This is a genomic window from Streptomyces sp. NBC_00210 (assembly GCF_045160975.1).
Classification (GTDB): Bacteria; Actinomycetota; Actinomycetes; order Streptomycetales; family Streptomycetaceae; genus Streptomyces.
Genome location: NZ_CP108120.1, coordinates 3,834,815 through 3,857,040 on the forward strand (window position 1 = coordinate 3,834,815; position 22,226 = coordinate 3,857,040).

At 70.3% G+C, this 22,226-nt stretch carries 19 protein-coding genes; 12 read left to right on the top strand and 7 right to left on the bottom strand.

Features of this window, described 5'->3' with window-relative positions; translation table 11 throughout:
• Positions 1–3 precede the first annotated feature (3 nt).
• The 3 genes from OG729_RS17385 to OG729_RS17395 are packed head-to-tail and all read right to left on the bottom strand — an operon-like array spanning position 4 to position 2,395.
• Positions 4–615, bottom strand: a complete 612-nt coding sequence (locus OG729_RS17385; protein WP_360871432.1) for a TetR family transcriptional regulator — start codon at positions 613–615, stop codon at positions 4–6.
• The gene (locus OG729_RS17390) at positions 612–1,439 is read right to left on the bottom strand and encodes a sugar phosphate isomerase/epimerase (RefSeq protein ID WP_360871429.1); all 828 of its coding nucleotides are present in this window, start codon (positions 1,437–1,439) and stop codon (positions 612–614) included. Before OG729_RS17390 ends, OG729_RS17385 begins: the two co-directional genes overlap by 4 nt.
• A gap of 23 nt (positions 1,440–1,462) precedes the next feature.
• Positions 1,463–2,395, bottom strand: a complete 933-nt coding sequence (locus OG729_RS17395; protein WP_360871426.1) for a Ppx/GppA phosphatase family protein — start codon at positions 2,393–2,395, stop codon at positions 1,463–1,465.
• A gap of 40 nt (positions 2,396–2,435) precedes the next feature.
• Between OG729_RS17395 and OG729_RS17400 the strand changes: the two genes are divergently transcribed.
• Complete coding sequence (locus OG729_RS17400) at positions 2,436–3,269, top strand: hypothetical protein (protein WP_405806951.1); 834 nt, start codon at positions 2,436–2,438, stop codon at positions 3,267–3,269.
• 17 nt (positions 3,270–3,286) lie between these two features.
• On the opposite strand, the gene OG729_RS17405 is transcribed toward OG729_RS17400, so the two are convergent.
• Positions 3,287–4,972 (bottom strand): BACON domain-containing protein, encoded by a 1,686-nt coding sequence (locus tag OG729_RS17405; protein WP_405806952.1) that lies wholly within the window; start codon positions 4,970–4,972, stop codon positions 3,287–3,289.
• Between the two features lie 229 nt (positions 4,973–5,201).
• Here OG729_RS17405 and radA point away from each other — a divergent pair, with 229 nt between their 5' ends.
• Together radA and disA are read left to right on the top strand one after the other, a co-directional pair.
• Positions 5,202–6,656 (top strand): DNA repair protein RadA, encoded by a 1,455-nt coding sequence (radA, locus tag OG729_RS17410; protein WP_405806953.1) that lies wholly within the window; start codon positions 5,202–5,204, stop codon positions 6,654–6,656.
• A gap of 44 nt (positions 6,657–6,700) precedes the next feature.
• Positions 6,701–7,825 carry a DNA integrity scanning diadenylate cyclase DisA gene (gene disA, locus OG729_RS17415; protein ID WP_360871416.1) on the top strand — a complete coding sequence of 375 codons (1,125 nt, stop codon included), beginning with the start codon at positions 6,701–6,703 and terminating at the stop codon, positions 7,823–7,825.
• Positions 7,826–7,897: 72 nt separating this feature from the next.
• Here disA and OG729_RS17420 read toward each other — a convergent pair whose 3' ends face one another.
• The gene (locus tag OG729_RS17420) at positions 7,898–8,704 is read right to left on the bottom strand and encodes a hypothetical protein (RefSeq protein WP_405806955.1); all 807 of its coding nucleotides are present in this window, start codon (positions 8,702–8,704) and stop codon (positions 7,898–7,900) included.
• Positions 8,705–9,051: 347 nt separating this feature from the next.
• On the opposite strand from OG729_RS17420, the gene OG729_RS17425 reads away from it, so the two are divergent.
• The 5 genes from OG729_RS17425 to cseC all read left to right on the top strand — a co-directional run bounded on the left by OG729_RS17425 (position 9,052) and on the right by cseC (position 13,473).
• Positions 9,052–9,978: an A/G-specific adenine glycosylase gene (locus OG729_RS17425; protein WP_405806957.1), complete on the top strand. Its 927-nt coding sequence runs from the start codon at positions 9,052–9,054 to the stop codon at positions 9,976–9,978.
• Positions 9,979–10,186: 208 nt separating this feature from the next.
• Positions 10,187–10,792 carry a SigE family RNA polymerase sigma factor gene (locus OG729_RS17430; RefSeq protein WP_360871407.1) on the top strand — a complete coding sequence of 202 codons (606 nt, stop codon included), beginning with the start codon at positions 10,187–10,189 and terminating at the stop codon, positions 10,790–10,792.
• Positions 10,780–11,442, top strand: a complete 663-nt coding sequence (locus tag OG729_RS17435) for a hypothetical protein (protein ID WP_405806959.1) — start codon at positions 10,780–10,782, stop codon at positions 11,440–11,442. Before OG729_RS17430 ends, OG729_RS17435 begins: the two co-directional genes overlap by 13 nt.
• A 10-nt stretch (positions 11,443–11,452) precedes the next feature.
• The gene (cseB, locus tag OG729_RS17440; protein WP_405806960.1) at positions 11,453–12,157 is read left to right on the top strand and encodes a two-component system response regulator CseB; all 705 of its coding nucleotides are present in this window, start codon (positions 11,453–11,455) and stop codon (positions 12,155–12,157) included.
• Positions 12,154–13,473 (top strand): two-component system sensor histidine kinase CseC, encoded by a 1,320-nt coding sequence (gene cseC, locus OG729_RS17445; protein WP_360871398.1) that lies wholly within the window; start codon positions 12,154–12,156, stop codon positions 13,471–13,473. The genes cseB and cseC overlap by 4 nt, the downstream gene beginning before the upstream one ends.
• Positions 13,474–13,609: 136 nt before the next feature.
• On the opposite strand, the gene OG729_RS17450 is transcribed toward cseC, so the two are convergent.
• Positions 13,610–15,202 (bottom strand): MDR family MFS transporter, encoded by a 1,593-nt coding sequence (locus OG729_RS17450; RefSeq protein WP_405806963.1) that lies wholly within the window; start codon positions 15,200–15,202, stop codon positions 13,610–13,612.
• A gap of 107 nt (positions 15,203–15,309) precedes the next feature.
• Between OG729_RS17450 and OG729_RS17455 the strand changes: the two genes are divergently transcribed.
• Positions 15,310–15,870 (top strand): helix-turn-helix domain-containing protein, encoded by a 561-nt coding sequence (locus OG729_RS17455; protein WP_360871392.1) that lies wholly within the window; start codon positions 15,310–15,312, stop codon positions 15,868–15,870.
• An 83-nt stretch (positions 15,871–15,953) separates the two neighbouring features.
• Here OG729_RS17455 and OG729_RS17460 read toward each other — a convergent pair whose 3' ends face one another.
• On the bottom strand, positions 15,954–16,736 hold the full coding sequence (locus OG729_RS17460) for a M23 family metallopeptidase (RefSeq protein ID WP_405806964.1): 783 nt from the start codon (positions 16,734–16,736) through the stop codon (positions 15,954–15,956).
• Positions 16,737–17,258: 522 nt separating this feature from the next.
• Between OG729_RS17460 and dacB the strand changes: the two genes are divergently transcribed.
• From dacB to OG729_RS17475, 3 genes are read left to right on the top strand one after another with little or no spacing between them, the layout of a single operon-like run.
• Positions 17,259–18,857: a D-alanyl-D-alanine carboxypeptidase/D-alanyl-D-alanine-endopeptidase gene (gene dacB, locus OG729_RS17465; RefSeq protein ID WP_405806965.1), complete on the top strand. Its 1,599-nt coding sequence runs from the start codon at positions 17,259–17,261 to the stop codon at positions 18,855–18,857.
• Positions 18,858–18,898: 41 nt separating this feature from the next.
• Positions 18,899–19,228: a trypco2 family protein gene (locus OG729_RS17470; RefSeq protein WP_405806966.1), complete on the top strand. Its 330-nt coding sequence runs from the start codon at positions 18,899–18,901 to the stop codon at positions 19,226–19,228.
• Positions 19,228–22,185, top strand: a complete 2,958-nt coding sequence (locus OG729_RS17475) for an NACHT domain-containing protein (protein ID WP_360871380.1) — start codon at positions 19,228–19,230, stop codon at positions 22,183–22,185. Before OG729_RS17470 ends, OG729_RS17475 begins: the two co-directional genes overlap by 1 nt.
• The last annotated feature ends 41 nt before the right edge of the window (positions 22,186–22,226 follow it).

The window sequence follows — 22,226 nt, forward strand, 5'->3', positions numbered from 1 at the left end:
GCCTCACGCTTCGGTCAGATACCGCTGCAACGTAGGGGCCACCATCGCCACGATCGTCTCCGGGTCCGCCGAGGCCAGCGGCTCCACCTGAATCACATACCGCAGGATCACAATGCCGATCATGTGCGAGGCCGCAAGCTCCGCCCGGAATTTCGGGTCCGGCACATCGAGATCGCCCGCGATCCGCTCGAGAAGACGCCGCAGCACAAAGCTCCGCAGCACCTTCGCCGCCGCGTCGTGGGTGAGCGCCGAACGGATGATCGCCAGCATGGGCGCCCGGCTGACCGGGTTCTCCCACACCCCGATGAAGTAGCGGGCGAGCCGCTCGCCGATACCCTCCGCGCCCTGGCCCAGGATCACCGGGATGACCAGGGCCGGCTCGAAGGAGACCTCGATGGCGGCTGCGAACACCTCGTCCTTCGTACCGAAGTAGTGGTGCACGAGGGCCGGGTCGACGCCCGCGGCCCGGGCGATGCCGCGGACGGTCGTCTTGTCGTAGCCGCGCTCGGCGAACTCCGTACGGGCGGCAGCGAGGATGCGCTCGCGGGCGCCGGGGCCGCTGTCCGACTCCGTACGGGCCGGGCGGCCGCGCCGCTTCGGTGACGTGCCCGTCATGAGATGCGGGCTGCCGAGGCCAGGTGCAGCCGGGTGAAGGCGAGGGCCTCGGCGAGGTCGGCTTCGCGTTCGGCGGCCGACATCGCGCGCCGGGTGTTGACCTCGATCACGACATGGCCGTCGAAGCCGCTACGGGCGAGGCGCTCCAGCAGCTCGGCGCAGGGCTGGTTGCCGCGGCCCGGAACCAGGTGCTCGTCCTTCGCCGACCCCTTGCCGTCGGCGAGATGCACATGGCCGAGCCGGTCTCCCATCCGGTCGACCATCGCCAGGGTGTCGGTCCGGGAGGTCGCGGTGTGCGAGAGGTCGATCGTGAAGTGCCGGTAGTCCTCTTTGGTGACGTCCCAGTCGGGTGCGTACGCAAGCATCTCGCGGTCCCGGTAGCGCCAGGGGTACATGTTCTCGACGGCGAAACGGACGTCCGTCTCGTGCGCCATCCGCCAGATTCCGGTGACGAAGTCCCGGGCGTACTGCCGCTGCCAGCGGAAGGGAGGGTGCACGACGACCGTCGACGCCCCCAGCTTCTCCGCCGCCGCCTGCGCGCGCTGGAGCTTGACCCAGGGGTCGGTGGACCAGACCCGCTGGGTGATCAGCAGACAGGGCGCGTGGACGGCGTGTATCGGTACCTCGTGGTAGTCCGAGAGACGGCGCAGGGCCTCGATGTCCTGGCTTACGGGATCGGTCCAGACCATGACTTCGACGCCGTCGTACCCCAGGCGCGCGGCAATCTCGAAGGCCGTCGCCGTGGACTCCGGATAGACGGAAGCCGTCGACAGGACAACCTTCGCATCCGGGATGCGCACCACTGGTTCTGCCGGTTCTGCCACGGGAGACAGGGTACGGGCCCGCGCTAGGAGGTCGGGAGGTGGTCCAGGCGCCGCAGAATGACGCCCTCGCGCAGCGCCCAGGGGCAGATTTCGGCCGCCTGGACCCCGAACAGATCCATCGCACCCTCCGCGACCAGGGCTCCTGCCAGCAGCTGGCGGGCACGGCCCTCGGACACGCCCGGGAGCTCTTTGCGCTGCTCGACCGTCATGGAGCTGAGTTTCGGCACCCACTCCTGCAGTGATTTACGACTCAGTTCACGCTGCACGTACAGCCCCTCGGTGGAGCGGGCCGCCCCCGCAATACGCGCCAACTGCCTGAAGGTCTTGGACGTCGCCACGACGTGGTCCGGCCGTCCGAGCCGGTTGAACTCACCGACCACACGGGCGATTTCGGCGCGCACATGGCGGCGCAGCGCCCTCACGTCCTGCGGGTCGGGCGGGTCACCCGGCAGCATCGCGGCGGTCAGCCGGCCCGCGCCGAGCGGCAGCGACACGGCTTTGTCCGGCTCCTCGTCGATCCCGTACGCGATCTCCAGCGAGCCGCCGCCGATGTCCAGGACCAGCAGCTTGCCGGCCGACCAGCCGAACCAGCGGCGGGCCGCGAGGAACGTGAGCCGGGCCTCCTCGTCGCCGGTCAGGACCTGCAGATCGACCCCGGCCTCGGCCTTGATCCTGGCCAGCACCGTGTCGGCATTGGTGGCCTCGCGGACGGCCGAGGTCGCGAACGGCAGCACCTGCTCGCAGCCCTGGTCCTCCGCGGCCTGCACCGCGCCCTCGATCGTCTCGACGAGCCGCTCGACACCGGCGGGACCGATCGCCCCGTCGTCGTCGAGCAGCTCGGCGAGCCGCAGCTCCGCCTTGTACGAATGGGCCGGCAGCGGACGGGCTCCAGGGTGGGCGTCCACCACCAGCAGGTGCACCGTGTTCGAACCGACGTCGAGGACTCCGAGTCTCATGGAGCGAACGCTACTGCCGTTACGCGCATACGCTGGGCCTGTGCCAAAGACGAAAAAGGCGAAGCCGGGCAAAGCCAAGCCCTCGAAGCAGCGTGACGAGCCCAGACGCGACGAGCGCGACGAGAAGGGGCTCGATTTCGCGCGTGCGTGGGTCGAGTTCCCGGACCCCGCCGACGACGAACAGGTCTTCCGCTGCGATCTGACCTGGCTGACCTCGCGCTGGAGCTGCATCTTCGGCAGCGGCTGCCAGGGCATCCAGGCGGGCCGGGCGGACGACGGGTGCTGCACGCTGGGTGCGCACTTCTCCGACGAGGACGACGAGCAGCGGGTCGCGGAGCATGTTGCGCGGCTCACTCCGGAGCTGTGGCAGTTCCACGACGAGGGGACGGAGGGCGGCTGGGTCCAGCTCGACGACGACGGCGAACGCCAGACGCGGCGGTGGGAGGGCTCGTGCATCTTCCAGAACCGCCCGGGCTTCCCGGCGGGCGCGGGCTGCTCGCTGCACATCCTCGCCCTGCGTGAGGGCCGCGAGCCGCTGGAGACCAAGCCGGACGTCTGCTGGCAGCTGCCGATCCGCCGGACCTACGACTGGATCGACCGCCCGGACGACACGCGCGTGCTCCAGGTGTCGATCGGCGAGTACGACCGGCGGGGCTGGGGCCCGGGCGGCCACGACCTCCACTGGTGGTGCACATCGGCGACGTCGGCGCACGGGGCGGGAGAGCCGGTGTATGTGACGTACCGCCCGGAGCTGACGGAACTGATGGGCAAGAAGGCGTACGACGTCCTGGCGGACCTGTGCGAGGCCCGCCTGTCGTCGCAGCTTCCACTGGTGGCGCCGCACCCGGCGGACCCGTCGAACCCCTCGGACTGAGCCTGAATCACTGAGGCTCAGCCCGACTGGGAAGGCGGGGGCGACGACCCGTCCTCCGACGAGGTCGGGGGCGGGTCCGACGGAGGCGGGTCCGACGGGGTCGGCGTGGGGTCTGTCGGAGTCGGGTCCGACGGGGTCGGCGTCGGCTCCGGAGACGGCTCTGTCGGGGTCGGCGTGGGATCCGACGGGGTGGGTGCCGGGTCCGACGGGGTCGCGCCGAAGCCGTCGATCTCGACCACCGCTCCCGACGGGTCCACCCCCACCCGCGCGCTCCAGGCCCCGGCCGGCTCCCGCGCACGGTCCACGGTCACGTAGATCGTCACCGATTCGCCGGGCCGCAGCGTCCCTGAGGTGTGGCTCATGTACAGCCACGCCGCGTCGGTCCACGCCGACCACCTCACCGACGAGCCTCCCGAAGCCGTCAGCGTGATCCGCGTCGTGTCGCCGGACGGCTGCGCCTCGACCGTGAGGCGGCCCGGGCCGCTCGCGCGGCCGGCGCGGGACGACGGCGTGGACGTGCCGACGCTGATGACTTCGACCGAGACGTCCGGCGAGCGCGAGCCGGCCGTGAACCGCGAGTCCGGTTCCGCCTGCGCATTGCCCGCGTTCTCGTAGTAGTCGTACGGCTCGCCGTGCATCCCGCGCGGCCCGTCCGCCTCGCTGGCGATGACCGAGGCCCCGTCGTGCCCCTCCCCCGTCAGCGGTGCGCCCCGGTATGCCGCCCACAGCGCCAGCACCGGCGCCGCGACGACGGTGGCCACGACCGTGGTGGTCAGCGCGCGCGCCCTCAGCCGGCCGCGGCGGGCCGCGTGGTCCTTCGGGTCCAGCGGAAAGCCGTCGCGGCCGAAGCGCGGCGCGCCCGCCCGCGCCCGGGGAACCTGCTCCATCGCCCCGTACACGGCTGCCCGCGGGGCTTCGACGAGCGGCAGCGCGGCCGGGGTGACGGCCGACCCCGGCCACGGGCCGCCCGCCCCCGCGCGCTCGGCGATGCGGCGGCAGCGCGGGCAGTCGTCGACATGCCGGACGAGTTCCTGGCGCAACGCGGCGGAGAGCAGCACCCGGTGGTCGCCGGTGAGCCGGGCGACGGCCGGACAGTTGCCGCTCTCGACGACGGCGAGCGCGGCCCGGGTGCGCTCGACCTCGCAGGCCGCCGCGGCCAGCAGCTCACGCGCGGCGAGCGGGTCGAGGCCGAGGACGGAGGCGACCTCGCCCGTCCCCAGCCCGTGCCGGACGGCGAGTTCAAGCGCCTCGCGCTGTTCGGGTGTGGTGCCCGCCGCCTCCGGCCAGGCCAGCAGCGCCAGTTCACCGCGGCGGCGCTCGACGACGTCCTCGGGGACGCGCGGGGCCTCGGCCGATTCGGCGGGCCGCGCGGGGCGCCCGGTGTGCGCCCCCTGCGACTTGCGCCGCTGTTCGGTCAGCCGCCGCAGACAGGCCCACCGGGCGAGCGCGTACAGCCAGGCCTTCCGCTCGGCCTCGCCGGACGGGCAACGCCCGTACTGGCGCTCGGCGATGGCGAGTACGTCACCGAGTAGCGCGGTCGCCGCGTCGTGGTCGCAGAGCACGGCGAGGCAGTAGGTGAACAGGCCGTCGAGGTACGGCTCGTAACGTGCGGGAGACAGCCCTGCGGACGGACGGGGCGTGCGCCGGTGTGTGCGGTGTGCGCCGGTGGTGTGCGTGGGTGGCTCAAGCCTGCTGCTCGTCACCCGGCGACCGTAGGCTCATAAGCACACCCCCTTCGTACCCCTTGAACACTTTTAATCCTTACGGGTGAACAGTTCGCTCGAAGGGGGACAGGAATCGTTAATTCCATCCCTACCGCCCAGTCGGGCGCCGATGAGTTACCCGGCCTGGGGAAGTGGAATCGGCCCGCGGGGACGTGGTGAAGCAGCCCGCGGCGACCGCGTTGTCAGTGGTCCCCGCTACGGTTTGCGCATGGCTGCCCGTACGAAATCCGCGAAGGACCGGCCGTCCTACCGTTGCACCGAATGCGGCTGGACGACCGCCAAGTGGCTCGGCCGCTGCCCCGAATGCCAGGCCTGGGGCACGGTCGAGGAGTACGGCGCACCCGCGGTCCGCACCACGGCCGCCGGCCGCGTCTCCACCGCCGCCGTTCCCATCGGCCAGGTCGACGGACGGCAGGCCACCGCACGCTCCACCGGCGTGGACGAGCTCGACCGGGTCCTCGGCGGCGGTCTGGTGCCGGGCGCCGTCGTGCTGCTCGCGGGCGAGCCGGGCGTCGGCAAGTCCACGCTGCTGCTCGACGTCGCGGCGAAGGCCGCAAGCGACGAGCACCGCACGCTGTATGTGACCGGCGAGGAGTCCGCGAGCCAGGTGCGGCTGCGCGCCGACCGGATCAACGCCCTGCACGACCATCTCTATCTCGCCGCCGAGACCGATCTCTCCGCGGTCCTCGGCCACTTGGACGCGGTCAAGCCGTCCCTGCTGATCCTCGACTCCGTACAGACCGTCGCATCCCCCGAGATCGACGGCGCACCCGGCGGCATGGCGCAGGTCCGCGAGGTCGCCGGCGCGCTGATCCGCGCCTCCAAGGAGCGCGGGATGTCCACGCTCCTGGTCGGCCATGTCACCAAGGACGGCGCAATCGCCGGACCGCGACTCCTTGAGCATCTGGTGGACGTGGTGCTGTCCTTCGAAGGCGACCGGCATGCGCGCCTGCGTCTCGTACGAGGCGTCAAGAACCGCTACGGCGCGACGGACGAGGTCGGCTGCTTCGAGCTGCACGACGAGGGCATCACCGGGCTCGCCGACCCCTCGGGGCTCTTCCTCACCCGCCGGGACGCCCCGGTTCCGGGCACCTGTCTGACGGTCACCCTCGAAGGGCGCCGCCCCCTCGTCGCCGAGGTGCAGGCGCTGACCGTCGACTCGCAGATCCCCTCGCCCCGGCGCACAACCTCGGGTCTGGAGACCTCCCGGGTCTCGATGATGCTCGCGGTGCTGGAGCAGCGCGGCCGGATCACCGCGCTCGGAAAGCGCGACATCTACAGCGCGACGGTGGGCGGAGTGAAGCTCTCCGAGCCCGCCGCGGACCTGGCGATCGCGCTCGCGCTGGCCTCCGCCGCCAGCGACACCCCACTGCCCAAGAACCTGGTCGCGATCGGCGAGGTGGGACTTGCGGGCGAGGTCAGAAGGGTCACGGGCGTCCAGCGCAGACTCGCCGAGGCACACCGTCTCGGCTTCACGCACGCCCTCGTGCCGTCCGATCCGGGCAAGATCCCAGCCGGCATGAAGGTGACGGAAGTAGCCGACATGGGGGACGCGCTGAGGGTGCTCCCGCGCGGGCGGCAGAGACCTTCCGACGGAGCCTCTGTAACGGCCCCGCGCAAAGAGCGTGCGGAGGCCACCCGGGACGACGACACGCGCCGGTAGACTTTGCCCTGGTCTCGCCCATCCGTACGAGCCGGAGGAGTGCAGTGGCAGCCAAGGACGGGGCATCAGCACCCGGAAAGTCCGGCGGAGGCTCCGGCAACGAAGCGCTGATCCGCGCCGCCCTGAGCGCGGTCGCTCCCGGCACCGCCCTGCGCGACGGCCTGGAGCGGATCCTCCGCGGCAACACCGGAGGCCTTCTCGTCCTCGGTATGGACAAAACGGTTGAATCCATGTGTACCGGCGGTTTTGTGCTGGATGTGGAATTCACCGCGACCCGGCTGCGCGAACTGTGCAAACTCGACGGCGCACTCATCCTCGACAAGGACATCGGCAAGATCCACCGGGCCGGTGTACAGCTGGTTCCGGACGCCTCCATCCCCACCGAGGAGACGGGCACCCGCCACCGCACGGCGGACCGGGTCTCCCGGCAGTGCGGCTTCCCGGTCGTCTCCGTGTCGCAGTCGATGCGTCTGATCGCGCTGTACGTCGACGGGGAGCGCCGGGTCCTCGAGGAGTCGGCCGCGATCCTCTCCCGCGCCAACCAGGCGCTCGCCACCCTGGAGCGGTACAAGCTCCGCCTCGACGAGGTCGCGGGCACGCTGTCCGCGCTGGAGATCGAGGATCTGGTGACGGTCCGGGACGTCACGGCCGTGGCGCAGCGCCTGGAGATGGTGCGCCGGATCGCCACGGAGATCGCCGAGTATGTGGTGGAGTTGGGCACCGACGGCCGCCTTCTGGCGCTTCAGCTGGACGAATTGATCGCGGGCGTGGAACCCGAGCGCGAACTGGTCGTACGCGACTATGTGCCGGAGCCGACCGCGAAGCGGTCCCGCACGGTCGACGAGGCGCTCACCGAGCTGAACGACCTCACGCACGCCGAGCTTCTCGAACTGCCCATAGTGGCAAGGGCATTGGGGTACAGCGGCTCTCCGGAAACGCTGGACTCGGCGGTCTCGCCGCGGGGTTACCGGCTGCTGGCGAAGGTGCCGCGACTGCCCGGCGCGATCATCGAGCGGCTTGTCGAGCACTTCGGCGGGCTGCAGAAGCTGCTCGCGGCGAGCGTGGACGATCTGCAGACGGTCGACGGCGTGGGCGAGGCGCGGGCGCGCAGCGTGCGCGAGGGCCTGTCGCGTCTCGCTGAGTCCTCGATCCTCGAACGCTACGTGTGATTCCGGTTGCCCGAGAAATCAAGCCCGTCCGGGGATTGAGGACAGAGCAGCCACCGCCGGCCCCGGCTACCGCTAGTCCTTCTCCAGGCGGAACGACGCCGGAAGCACCGTCACCCCCGGATACTCCGCCTCCACCAGATACGTGCCCGCCCCCGCCAACCCCGCCGGCGGCGTCGCGCACTGCGGTGCGCTCTGCTTGCGGTCCCACTCCACCGAGTGCGTGATCGTCGCTCCCGCCGGGACCCTCAACAGCAGGCTGCCGGCCGCCCGCGGACAGTCCTTCGACGACCACACCTTGTCGTCCTTGTCGTCCTTGACCGTCAGCACCGCCGCCCGGGGACCGAAGTCCGCCTTGCAGGTGGTCCCCGACGAGTTGGAGGCGACCAGCTGGAACGTGGGCTTCTCTCCCGGCGCGTACGCGACCTTGGCGCTGCGCAGGGTCAACTTCAGTGCGCCCGGGGCGCAGTCGGGGAGTTTCGAGGAGGCCGGGACCTGCTGCCCGCCCGCGCCGCCACTGCCCGCGCCGCCCGCTCCGTTGCCGCCGCCGGCGCCCGCTTCACCGCCCGCGCCGCCGTCGGATCCTGTGCCCGTACCGCCCTCGTCCGTGCCGCCGTCGCCGGTGCCGGAGTCCCCCGACTCGTCGCGCCCGCCCGGCTGTTCACTGATCGCGGGACCGGACTGCGAGGGTCCGGGGGTGATGGAGGGCGCGGGAGTAGCACCGTTGGCGCTGTCGTCGCCCTTGCCGGCGTTGCCGCCACTGGTACTGAGCGCCCATGCGATCAGCACCGCGAGCAGCGCGATCAGTGACAGCGCGACTGCCCTCCGTCGCCAGTAGATGGAGGAGGGGAGCGGCCCGATCGGATTGCGCAGAGATCCCACGGCGCAAACTGTACGAGAGATCGGGGCCAACTCCTGTCCCACCCGCCGCCCGACTTCGCGAGTTCTGCGGATCATCATCACGGGCGCGGCCCGTGGCCCCGCTTTCGGCGGGTTTGTGCGTACAACTCCCGCCCGGGCTCCTGCCCTTCGACGCGCTCCTCGGTGCACACCTCGGGACGCTCCCCGGGGCTCTCCGGGGGCGCCTCTTCCGCGTCGCCCGACGGCGGTCCGCGGCCATGCTCGCCCCCGCCCGGCCGGGGACCATACTGCCGACCGTATCGACGGCGCGGCGGCCCCGGAGCGTATGCACCGTCCGCCCGCCCGGACATGCCAGGATCGTCAGTGCCATGACTGACATCTCCGCAGACCCCGCCACCGCCACCGTCCCCGCCCAGGCCGACGCGGCGTCCTTCCACGCCCCTGTCATCGCCTGGTTCGACGAGCACGCCCGCGATCTTCCCTGGCGCCGCCCCGAGGCCGGCGCCTGGGGTGTGATGGTCAGCGAGTTCATGCTGCAGCAGACCCCCGTCAGCCGGGTGCTCCCGGTCTACGAGCAGTGGCTGGCCCGCTGGCCACGCCCCGCCGATCTGGCGGCGGACGCGCCCGGCGAGGCCGTCCGCTCCTGGGGCCGGCTCGGCTATCCGCGCCGTGCGCTGCGGCTGCACGGGGCCGCGCAGGCGATAACGGAGCGGCACGGCGGCGATGTGCCCAGCGAGCACGCGCAGTTGCTCGCGCTGCCCGGCATCGGCGAGTACACGGCGGCCGCGGTCGCCTCGTTCGCGTACGGACAGCGACATGCCGTCCTCGACACCAATGTCCGCCGGGTGTTCGCCCGCGCCGCGAGCGGCATCCAGTACCCGCCGACCGCCACGACTGCCGCCGAGCGCAAGCTGGCCCGCGCGCTGCTGCCCGACGACCAGGCGACCGCGGCCCGCTGGGCGGCGGCCTCCATGGAGCTTGGCGCGCTGGTGTGCACCGCGAAGAACGAGGACTGCGCGCGCTGCCCGATCTCGTCGCGGTGCGCGTGGCGGCTGGCGGGCAAGCCCGCGTACGAAGGCCCCGCACGCCGGGGCCAGACCTACGCGGGTACGGACCGCCAGGTGCGCGGCAAGCTCCTCGCCGTACTGCGCGAGGCCGTCGTGCCGGTCCCGCAGTCGGCGCTGGACGCGGTCTGGCACGAGCCCGTACAGCGGGCGCGGGCACTGGACGGACTGGTCGCCGACGGCCTCGTGGAGCCACTGGAGAACGGCGTCTACCGCCTGCCGCACCGCTGATTGCGCACCCGGCCCCGGGGAGGCCCGGGTGCCGTTTCCCACCCGAACCCGACCTGAAACATTCGCTGTTACACAACCGATGGATGGCCGTGCGCCCTCCGACGGCTGCTCCGCACAGGCCCGTGACAACACCTCCGTAGCTTCTTGCGACGTAAGGCAAACGGCATGTGCTTGTCACGGGGATTCAACGGGGACGGAGGCGGTTGGAATGGCGCACGGCGAGGTGCTCGAGTTCGAAGAGTACGTACGCAACCGGCAGGAGGCACTGCTGCGCAGCGCCCGCCGCCTCGTCCCCGACCCGATCGACGCGCAGGACCTGCTCCAGACCGCTCTGGTCCGCACCTACGGCCGCTGGGACGGCATTGCGGACAAGTCGCTGGCCGACGCCTACCTCCGCCGCGTGATGATCAACACGCGTACGGAGTGGTGGCGCGCCCGCAAGCTCGAAGAGGTGCCGACCGAGCAGCTGCCCGACGCGAGCGTCGAGGACGGCAGCGAACAGCGCGCGGACCGCGCCCTGCTGATGGACGTACTGAAGGTACTGGCGCCCAAGCAGCGCAGCGTCGTGGTGCTGCGGCACTGGGAGCAGATGAGCACCGAGGAGACCGCTGCCGCGCTGGGGATGTCTGCGGGTACGGTGAAGAGCACGCTGCACCGGGCGCTGGCCCGGCTCCGCCAGGAGCTGGAGAGCCGGGACCTGGACTTCCGCGCCCTGGAGCGCGGGGAGGTGCGGCAGGATCGTGAACGCAGCGGGCACCTCCCGCGCCAGCAGGGCAACGGGGGAGAACGGGGGCAGGAGCGGTGCGCGGCCTGAAAGGCAGAGCGGGCAACAGCAGTCTGGCGGCGAGCGGTGCGGCGGTGGCCGGCCTCGCCGCCGTCGGCCTGTTCACCGTCGCCTGCTCCTCGGGCGGCACCGGGGTGCAGGACGAGGGCGCGGCGCACTCCGTCGCCAAGGCCACCCCCTCGGCCGTGCCCTCCTCCAACGGCGGGGCCCAGTTCGCCAAGTCCGTCAACGCGGTGGAGCTGATCAAGAGCGACCCGAAGGTCAGCGAACGAGTCAAGGCCGACCTCAAGCCCTGCGGCCGGGACACCTACCCGGTGGACACGTCGTACGGCAACCTCACCGGCGGGGCCTCGCCCGATGTCGTCGTCAATGTGATGACGTGCGGCGACGCTGTTGGCATGGGCACGTACGTGTATCGCGAGAACGGCGCGAAGTACGAGAATGTCTACGCCGCCGAAGAGCCCACGGTCTACTCCGCGATCGACCGGGGAGACCTGGTGGTGACCAAGCAGGTGTACACGAACGGCGACTCCTCCGGGCCGTCCGGCGAGGAAGTGACCACGTACCACTGGTCGAGCGGGAAGTTCGTACAGCTGCACTGGGTGCGCAATGAATTCAACAGAGCGGTCGGGGATGGCGAAGTAGTCGCCACGGAACCGCCCACGAAGAACGAGAACTGAGAGCAGGGGGATGGCCGACACTCATGTCCTGTTCGTCGAGGACGACGACGTCATCCGCGAGGCCACCCAGCTGACGCTGGAGCGCGACGGCTTCGTGGTCACGGCAATGCCCGACGGGCTGCAGGGCCTGGAGGCCTTCCGCGCGGACCGGCCGGACATCGCGCTGCTCGATGTGATGGTGCCGGGCCTGGACGGGGTGAGCCTGTGCCGCCGCATCCGGGACGAGTCGACCGTGCCGGTGATCATGCTGTCGGCCCGCGCCGACTCGATCGACGTGGTGCTCGGCCTGGAGGCCGGCGCCGACGACTACGTCACCAAGCCCTTCGACAGCGCGGTGCTGGTTGCCCGTATCCGCGCGGTGCTGCGCCGCTTCGGCCACGCGGGCGGCACGGCCGGCGGCGAGGACACGGCGGGCGAGGACGCGCAGGGCGCGCTGCTTTCCTTCGGCGATCTGGAGATCGACACGGAGGGCATGGAGGTGCGCAAGGCGGGCGAGCCGGTGGCGCTGACACCGACCGAGATGCGGCTGCTGCTGGAGTTCTCCTCCGCGCCCGGCACGGTGCTCTCCCGCGACAAACTGCTCGAGCGGGTCTGGGACTACGGCTGGGGCGGCGACACCAGGGTCGTGGACGTCCATGTCCAGCGCCTGCGCACCAAGATCGGACAGGACCGGATCGAAACGGTCCGCGGCTTCGGTTACAAGCTCAAAGCATGAAGCGCTTCGTACTGCGTACCGGAGTCCGCTGGAAGATCAGCATCGCGATCGCGCTGGTCGGCGCGCTCATCGCGATGGCGCTGAGCCTTGTCGTACACAACGCCGCCCGCGTCTCGATGCTGGACAACGCCCGCGACGTCCAGATGGACCGGGTGCTGCTCGCCCAGCGCTGGTACGAGACGTCCAAGAACAAGGACCCGCGGTTCAACACCAAGCTCAACGACCGCACGCTGCCCAGGCCGCTGCAGAAGCTGATGCACGAGAAGCGGCGCGGCAGCTATGTGCAGGACGGCCACCACGGCCCGCCCGAGATCTGGGCCGCCGTCCCGCTCTCCAACGGCGACGTGCTCTCCCTGCACACCCAGTTCGCCGGGCGCAGCGCCACCGTCATGAAGGACCTCGACCGGGCTCTGATCATCGGCTCCGTCTCGGTGGTGTTCGGCGGCTGCGCGCTCGGTGTGCTGATCGGCGGACAGCTCTCGCGCCGGCTGCGCAAGGCGGCGGCGGCGGCCGGCAATGTCGCGCAGGGCAATACGGAGGTACGGGTCAGGGACGCCATCGGCGGTGTCGTACGCGACGAGACCGACGAACTGGCCCGCGCCGTCGACGCGCTCACCGACGCGTTGAACGAACGCATCGAGGCCGAGCGCCGCGTCACCGCCGACATCGCGCACGAGCTGCGCACCCCCGTCACCGGCCTGCTCACGGCCGCCGAGCTGCTGCCGCCCGGCCGCCCCAGCGAGTTGGTACGGGACCGGGCCCAGGCCCTGCGGACGCTGGTCGAGGACGTGCTGGAGGTGGCCAGGCTCGACAGCGCGTCGGAGCGGGCCGAGCTCCAGGAGATCGCGCTCGGTGAGTTCGTCAACCGCCGCATCTCGGCCCTGAACCCCGATGTCCGTATCCGGGTCGTGCACGAGTCGTGGGTCAGCACCGATCCACGGCGGCTGGAGCGCATCCTGCTCAATCTGCTCACCAACGCCGCCAAGTACGGCAAGGCGCCGTTCGAGGTCACGGTCGAGGGCCGGGTGGTGCGGGTGCGCGACCACGGCCCCGGCTTCCCCGAGGCGCTGCTGCGGGAGGGCCCGAGCCGCTTCCGTACGGGCGCGAGCGACCGCGCGGGCACAGGCCACGGCCTGGGCCTGACGATCGCGGCCGGCCAGGCGCGGGTTCTCGGTGCCCGGCTCACCTTTCGCAACGCGGCGCCGGAGGGCACGACGCCGCTGGGCGAGTCCGGCGGCGCGATCGGGGTGCTGTGGCTGCCCGAGCACGCGCCGACCAACACGGGCAGCTTCCCGATGATGCCGCTTCCCGGCTAGCGGCAGCCCTTGTGGACGCATACGCGATGCCGGCACGCACCACTGACAACGGCCCCCGGTGTGCACACGGGGTGCACACCGAGGGCCGTCAGCCGGGGCTTTGTCCCGGGGCCTTTGTCCGGGGCCTTTGCCGAGGTCAGACGGTCTCGGCCACCTTGTCCACAGGCTTGCCCGCAGACTCGTCGTCGGCCGCCGCCTCCTTCGGGCCCGCTCCCCGCAGCGGCACCTCCTTGACGAAGAACGCCGCCACGAAGCCGATCACCGCGACCGCCGCCCCCAGCAGGAAGGCCGCGTGCGTCCCGGACGCCACCGCGAACTCGTACGCCTCACGGACCGGGTCCGGCAGCTTGGCCAGGCTCGCGGCGTCCAGCTGCGCAGAGCGCTGGGTGATCCCCGCGCCACCCCTCGCAGCCATCTCGTCCTGCACCCGGCCGGTGAACAGCGCACCCATGATCGCGACGCCGAAGGAGCTGCCGAGCGTACGGAAGAGGGTGGCCCCTGAGGAGGCGACGCCCATGTCCTTCAGCTCGACGCTGTTCTGCGCGACCAGCATGGTGATCTGCATCAGGAAGCCCATGCCCGCGCCGAGCACCGCCATATAGAGGCCGGAGGTCAGCCGGGAGGTCTCGGTGTCCATCGTCGAGAGCAGGAACAGGCCGGCCGTCATCAGTGCGGCGCCGATGATCGGGAAGAGCCGGTACTTGCCGGTGCTGGTGGTGACCCGGCCCGCGAACATCGAGACGACGAGCATCGACAGCAGCATGGGCAGCAGAAGCAGACCGGAGTTGGTCGCCGAAGCGCCCTGGACGGACTGCTGGAACAGCGGCAGGAAGAGCACCGCGCCGAACATCACGAAGCCCGCCAGGAAGCCGATCACCGACATCAGCGTGAAGTTGCGGCTGCGGAAGATGTGCAGCGGCATGATCGGCTCGGCGGCCTTGGTCTCGACGAAGAAGAAGCCGGTGAGCGCGGCCACGCCGATCGCGATCAGCTCCATGATCACAGCGGAGTCCCAGGCGTACTCCGTACCGCCCCAGGTGGTCACCAGCACGATCGACGTGATGCCCACGGTCAGCAGCGCCGCACCCAGATAGTCGATGCGCGCCTTCGTACGCTCCTTCTTCGGCAGGTGGAGCACCGCGGTGACCATGGCGAGCGCGACGGCGCCCAGCGGCAGGTTGATGTAGAAGCTCCAGCGCCAGCCGAGGTGGTCGGTGATGGTGCCGCCGGCCAGCGGCCCGCCGATCATCGCGACGGCCATGACCGCGGCCATCATCCCCTGGTACTTGCCGCGCTCCCGGGGCGGGACCAGATCGCCGATGATCGCCATCACGCCGACCATCAGGCCGCCGGCGCCCAGTCCCTGGATGGCGCGGAAGCCGATCAGCTGCCCCATGTCCTGGGCCATGCCGCTCAGCACCGAACCGATCAGGAAGATCACGATCGAGGTGAGGAAGGTGCCCTTGCGGCCGTACATGTCGCCGAGCTTGCCCCAGATCGGGGTGGAGGCGGCGGTGGCCAGGGTGTACGCGGTGACCACCCACGACAGATGCTCCAGGCCGCCCAGCTCGCCGACGATGGTCGGCATCGCGGTGCCGACGATCATGTTGTCGAGCATGGCGAGCAGCATGGCGATCATGAGCGCGAGGATCACGACCCGCACACTGCGAGGCTGCGGCGGCTCGTCCCCCGCCGTCGCCTCTTTCTGGTCTTTCGCTATACCGGCCATCGTTTCCCACTCCCCGACACTTACTTGCCGCCCGGCTAGTTGACTACACTGGGGAAGGTAGCCCGCCACTAGCCGGGCGTCAAGTAAGTTTTTCTCAGGAGTGCCCCATGGCCAGAGGCAACACCCGTCAGCGCATTCAGGACGTCGCCCTGGAACTCTTCGCCGAGCAGGGTTACGAGAAGACGTCGCTGCGCGAGATCGCCGAACGGCTGGACGTCACCAAGGCCGCGCTGTACTACCACTTCAAGACCAAGGAAGACATCCTGATCAGCCTCTTCCAGGACCTGACCAGGCCGATCGACGAACTGATCGAGTGGGGGCAGACGCAGCCGCGCACCCTGGAGACGAAGCAGGAGATCCTCCGCCGCTACAGCGAGGCGCTGACGGTCTCGGCCCCGCTCTTCCGCTTCATGCAGGAGAACCAGGCCACCGTGCGCGACCTGAGCATCGGCGAGACCTTCAGGGACCGGATGCTGGTGATGCTCGACCTCGTCAAGGAGCCGGAAGCAGCCCTGGAGGACCAGGTCCGCTGCGTCAGCGCGCTCTTCACGATGCACGCCGGAATGTTCGTGCTCAAGGACGTCGCGGCCGACCCGGAGGAAAAGCGCAAGGCCGTCCTGGAAGTGGCGATGGGCCTGGTCACCCAGGCCCACCACGTCACGCCCTGAGGGCGCCTTTCAGCGTCGGATGTCAGACCCGCCGGACCCGTGTGACCCGTCCGACCCGTGGGACCTGTCAGACCCGTCGGACGTCAGACCGTGACGCCCACGGAGCGCAGGAAGGCGACGGGGTCGACGGCGGAGCCGTAGTTCGGGGTCGTACGGATCTCGAAGTGCACGTGCGGACCGCTGGAGTTGCCGGTGTTGCCGGAGAGGGCGATCTTCTGTCCGGTCTTCACCGTCTGGCCTATGTGCACGTCGATGCGCGAAAGGTGCGCATACTGCGAGTACTTGCCGTTGGCGTGCTTGATCACGATGGCGTTGCCGTACGCGGGGCCGTCACCGCCGCCGTTCGGGCCGGCCTTCACGACGGTGCCGCCGTGCGTGGCCACGACCTTGGTGCCGATCGGCACCGCGAAGTCCTGGCCGGAGTGGGCGTGCGACCACATGTTGCCCGCCTTGCCGTAGGTGGCGCTCAGCGTGTACTTGGCGACCGGCTGGGACCAGCCGACCTTCTTCGCGGCGGCCTTCTTCGCAGCGGCCTTCTTGACGGCGGCAGCCGCGGCCTTCTTCGCGGCGGCCTGCTTGGCGGCTGCCTGCTTGACCGCAGCTGCGTGCGCGACGGCGGCAGCGTGCTTGACGGCAGCGGCGTGCTGGGCAGCGGCGGCGGCCTTGGCCTGCGCCACGGCCTGCGCGGCGACGGCACTGGAGGTGTTCACCGGAGCGGCAACCACGGCAGTGGTCGTGGTGGTCCCAGCGGCGAACGCGGCCCCGGCTCCGAGCGCCATGGACGCCCCCAGACCGGCAGCCAGCACGGCGGCACGGGTACGGAGAGCGGACCGGCGGGGATGGTGGGACGTAGCGCGCTGCGTCATCGGGAAACCTCCGGGCATAAAGGGACCCGGCACGTCTGCGCCGGGCTGGCCATCCCTTGGTAACCCGAGTCCCCGCGCTGTCTCAAACCGCCCATCTACGACCATAGGCCGTAGACAGCGCGCCAGGAATTCGACTCTTGACGCCCCTCCAGACCCTTCCCGAAATCGGACAAAACGGTTGAGAATCGACCGAAGCGAAGAGGTTTAGCCCCACATCCGAACCGAGCGAATGGGACATCCGGCATGGATCCCCAGCCATCGGGCACGAGAGGGCAGAAGATCCCACCCGCCGGCGACCCGAAGGTGCCGGATCGAGGCTGATCGCTGCGACTATTCCGGGTAGTAGGTCCGAATTGTCCTGTGCGCCTTGTCACGGATTCAAGGGGCGGCCAACTGCCCGCGGCGCTTCTCCCGGCCTCCTCCTGAGGGCGGCGGAAGGCCACCACCCGCCACGGCTGAGGCGCCGCACAGCCCTCGACGCGTTCTTCCCGCACGCACTCTCGTCCGGGATGCTCCTGTGCCATGAGTAGACCCGTGATTCGCTCGAAGCGCCGTGTGAAGCGCCACGGCTGGATCTGGCCCGTCGCCATCGGGCTCGCCTGCACACTCACCTGGAGCGCGCCCGCCGGGGCCGGACCCTCCGACACCGGCCTCAAGGGCGCCATCGACAAGATCCTCACCGATGCCCGGCTGGACGGCGGAGCGGCGAGCGTGGTCATCGCCGACGCCGCCACCGGGGAGCAGCTCTACCAGCACGACGGCACCGACCGGCTGATGCCCGCCTCCAACACCAAACTCGCCACCTCCACCGCCGCGATGGCGTTACTCGGGCCCGACTACCGCTACCGCACCGACGTCCTGACCGACGGCCGCCGGCATGGCTCCACCCTCCGCGGCGACCTGTATCTGCGCGGCAGCGGCGACCCGACAACCCTCGCCAAGGACTACGACCAGCTGGCCGCCGACCTCGCCGCCTCGGGCGTCAAGCGCGTCACCGGCCGCCTCGTCGCCGACGACACCCGCTTCGACACCCAGCGCCTCGGCCGCTCCTGGGCCGCGGACGACGAGTCCTCGTACTACTCCGCGCAGATCTCACCGCTGACCGTCGCGCCCGACACCGACTACGACTCCGGCACGGTCATCGTCGAGGCCCTTCCCGGCGCCGCACCCGGCGACAAACCGCAGGTGAAGCTCACCCCGGCCACCGACTACGTACGCATCGACAACCGCGGCACCACGGTCGACAAGGGCCTGCCCGACACCCTCTCCGTCGAGCGGCAGCACGGCACCAACACGATCACCGTCAGCGGAAACATCCCGGTCGGCGCGAGCGCCACCAAGGAGTGGGTAACCGTGTGGGAGCCCACCGGCTACGCCGCCGCGGTCTTCTCCGACGCCCTCGCCCAGCACGGCATACGCATCACCGGCCACCCCCGCCTCGGCCGCCCCACCCCGCCGGACGCGAAGCTCCTCGCCTCGCACAGCTCCATGCCGCTGCGGGAGTTGATGCTCCCGTTCATGAAGCTGTCCAACAACATGCACGCCGAGGCGCTCACCAAGACGATCGGTTACGAGAAGGCCGGCCGCGGCACCTGGGACGCGGGCCTGACGGCGATCGGCGGCTATCTGAAACAGGAGGGCGTGCAGACCTCCACGATCCGCCAGCTCGACGGCTCGGGCCTGACCCGGATGAACCTCTTCCCGGCCCAGCAGCTCGCCACCCTGCTTCTATCGGTTCGGGACGCCCCCTGGTACGCCGACTGGTACGCATCCCTCCCGGTGGCCTGCAACCCGGACCGCGCCATCGGCGGCACGCTCCGCTCCCGTATGTGCGCGACGCCTGCCGCGCTCAACGCCCGTGGCAAGACGGGCTCCTTGACGGGCGCGTCGGCGCTTTCCGGTTACGTGAAGGATGCGGCCGGCCGTGAGCTCGTCTACAGCGTCGTCCTCAACAACTACCTCGCCTCCTCGGTGAAGAGCATCGAGGACGCGATCGTGGTCACGCTGGCGAAGTCGGACACGGGGGCGGGCACGATCGCCGCCGTGCCGCCGAAGACGGCGCGCACCCATGAGCTTCCGTCCGACCTCGAATGCTCCTGGCAGAAGCCGAAGTTCTGCTGAAACGACATGGCCCGGACCGTACGGAAGGTACGGTCCGGGCCATGACGGACATTGAGCTCGCCGACGCGATCCAGTCGGTACGGGACCAGTTACTCGACGCGGCCACACGGGCCACCGGTCAGCCCGTGGTCTTCGAAGTGGGCGACATCCAGATGGAGTTCACGATCGAGCTCCGCAAGGAGATCAAGGGCGGCACGAAGGTCAAGGCGTGGGTGGTGGAGGCGGGCGCGGACGCCGGCCGTACAACGGGCCACACCCACAAGATCGCCTTCGCACTCAAGCCGCGGAACGCGACCACCGGCCAGCCCTGGAAGGTGAGCAACGAAGACCTCGGCAGCACCGAAGACTTCGGCGCCGGACCCGCTGGCTGATGGCCCGCTCGTCATCCCCGGCGCCGTTCCGGAGCGTCGTCGCGGTCCTGTCCCACCACCAGGGCAGCGGCGTACTGATCGGCCGCAGCACAGTGCTCACGTGCGCGCATGTCGTCGGCGCCGCCGACACCGCCCATGTGGCTGTCCCCGGCAGCTCCGGCGAACTGCTCTGCCGGCTGGTCTGGTCCGACGAGGGCCTCGATGCAGCATTGCTGCACATCACGCGAAAGCCGGAAGCACTCACGCAGCTGCCCCGTATGAGCACCCTGGCCACCGACCGGCCACTGACGCATTGCGAGATCATCGGCTTCCCCCACATCCAGCGGTACGACGGCGGCCGCAAGCTGGACCTCGATCAGTACACCGGGACGATCCTCCCCATGGCCGGCCTCATCCGGCGCACCATGGTGTTCGAGTTCGACCGGCCTCCCGCGAGCGAGCCCGCTGACGGTACATCGCCGCTCGCCGGTCTCTCCGGTGCGCCGGTCTTCGCCGACGACGGGCTTCTCGGCATCGTCCAGGAGGTCCCTCGCGGCCGTGGCCACCGGCGAGTCGAGTGCCTTCCCCTGCAGACGCTCGCGATGAACCGAGGCTTCCTTGACGCGTACGGTGCGTCGACCGGTCACTCGCCGCCGCGCCTGACGGAGCTCAGCAGCCCGGCGGTCAACGACCTCCGCTTTGAGCGGGAGTACGCGGAGGCCGTGGGCGCCGCCTACCGCCGAACGAGGATCTTCGGCCTTGACGAGCTGCGCAAACGGGACTCCGAATGGGACCTCGACACGGCCTATGTGAGCCTGGAGGCCCGGCCTCGGCAGGGCGGGAGTCACGACGGGCGCGGCGCCCCGCCCCAAGTCCCCGTAGTGCCCGAAGTCCCCGAAGCGGGCGGTGCCGTGACCTGTGAACCGAAGAGGATCGACGACCTGCTGGCCGACCGGCCGCGCGTCCTGCTGCGCGGTGAGGCCGGCGCCGGAAAGACGACGCTCATGTGGTGGCTTGCCGCGCATGCCTCGGCGGGGACGCTCGGTCCGCGGCTCGATCAGCTGAACGGCCTGGTGCCGTTCGTCGTCCCCCTGCGTACCCTGCGCGCCCGCGGCGGCACCTTCCCCACCCCTTCCCAACTCCACTCGGTGGCCCAGCTGACGGCCGATGATCCGCCCGAAGGCTGGGCGGGGCGGGTCCTCAAGGCCGGTCGCGCCCTGCTGCTGCTGGACGGTCTTGACGAGATGCCGAAGGACGACCGGGAGGAGGCCCACGAGTGGCTGTCCGGGCTGCTCGCCCGCTTCCCCGGCACCCGGTGTGTGGTGACCGTACGGCCACTCGCGGTCGAGCCGGACTGGCTGAAGTCGGAGGGCTTCGAGGAGCTCAGCCTGCTGCCCATGACGGGCTCGGACATCCATGCCTTCGTCGCCGCATGGCACAGGGCAGCCCGGCTGGACGGCGACGACGGCGAGAACCTGGACGACCTGGAACGGGAGCTGGCCCAGCAGTTCGAGCAGAACCGCGCACTCAGCGATCTCGCCCGTACACCGCTGCTCTGCGCGGTCATCTGCGCTCTGCACCGGCTGCGCCAGGGCTTCCTGCCGGAGACCCGGTGGGCGCTCTACCAGTCCGCGCTCCAGATGCTCCTCGGCAACCGCGACAAGCGCCGCAAGATCGACGCGCCCGAAGGCATCTCGATGACTGTGGAGGAGCACCTGCAGCTGCTCCAGCGGATCGCGGTGTGGCTCGTGCGGGGCGGCCAGGCCGAATTCACCCGGGAACAGGCGCTGCACCAACTCAAGCGCGCCCTGCCGGGGATGCCACGGGTACGGGAGCAGGGCACGCCCGAGGATGTACTGAACCATCTGCTCAACCGCAGTGGTCTCCTCCAGGAACGCGGCGACGACGACTTCCAGTTCGCCCACCGGACCTTCCAGGACTTCCTGGCGGCCAAGGAGTTCGTCGAAGGCGACCACATCCAGGAGGCGCTGAAGCACGCCCACGAGCAGCAGTGGCAGGATGTCCTGCTGCTGGCCGCAGGCCACTGTTCGCGCCGGGAACTGACCGTGCTGGTCAATGGGTTGATGACCGCCGGTACCTCACAGGGGATGCAGGAAGGCAGGCTGCGCACCGAGCTGTACGTACTGGCCGCGCTGTGTGCGCAACACGCGGCGTGGCTGGACTCGGACACCCTTGAGCGCGTACGGGCGGGGATCAGGTCTGTCGTCGAGCCCCGCAACAGCCTGGAGCTGCACCTGCTGGCCCGGCTGGGGCCGTATGTGCTGCCGCTTCTGCCGAGCCCCGCCCCCCGGCCCAGGACGCACGAAAGGGCGGTGGTCGATCTGATCAACCAGATCGGCGGAGCCGACGCCATCCCCTACGCCCGGCGCTTCGCGGAAAAGGCCGACGGCTCCGACCACTTCTCCTCCGCACTGGCGCGCAATTGGGCCAACTATCCGGCCGCGGACTACGCCCGCGAAGTCCTGGCTCGTGTCGACCTGACGGACGTGCCCGTGCTCATCACCGCCCGCGAACAGCTGGCACAGCTGCCCGTGTTGTCACACGCTCGGCATCTCGACATCACGGGTGACATCAGCGCCGCCGAACTCGAGGCTCACCTCGACGGCCACAGCATCGAGACCATCGGTATCGCGGACAACAAGCTCCTCACCGACCTGGCCTTCCTGCGCTGCTGCGCTTCCCAGCTCAAGCAGGTGGCCATCAGGCGCTGCTCCGGCGTGGAGAGCCTCGCCTTCCTCCCGGAGCTCGACGCACTGGAGGTGGTCGACCTGGATGCCGTGCGGGTTTCCGCCGTCGATGTGGGGGCCATGGCCCGGATATCCCGGCTGCGCTCCGTCTTCATCTCGTACCCTTCGATGGAGGAGGAAGAGCTGAATCTGACGCCGCTGCGGGCCGTGACCGGGTTGAAGCTCAGTGTCTCCGGGCTTCCCAAGCGACAGATCATCGGCTACCGCTGACGAAGGCGAAAAGGGGCTGCCCCGGAACCATCACTGGTTCC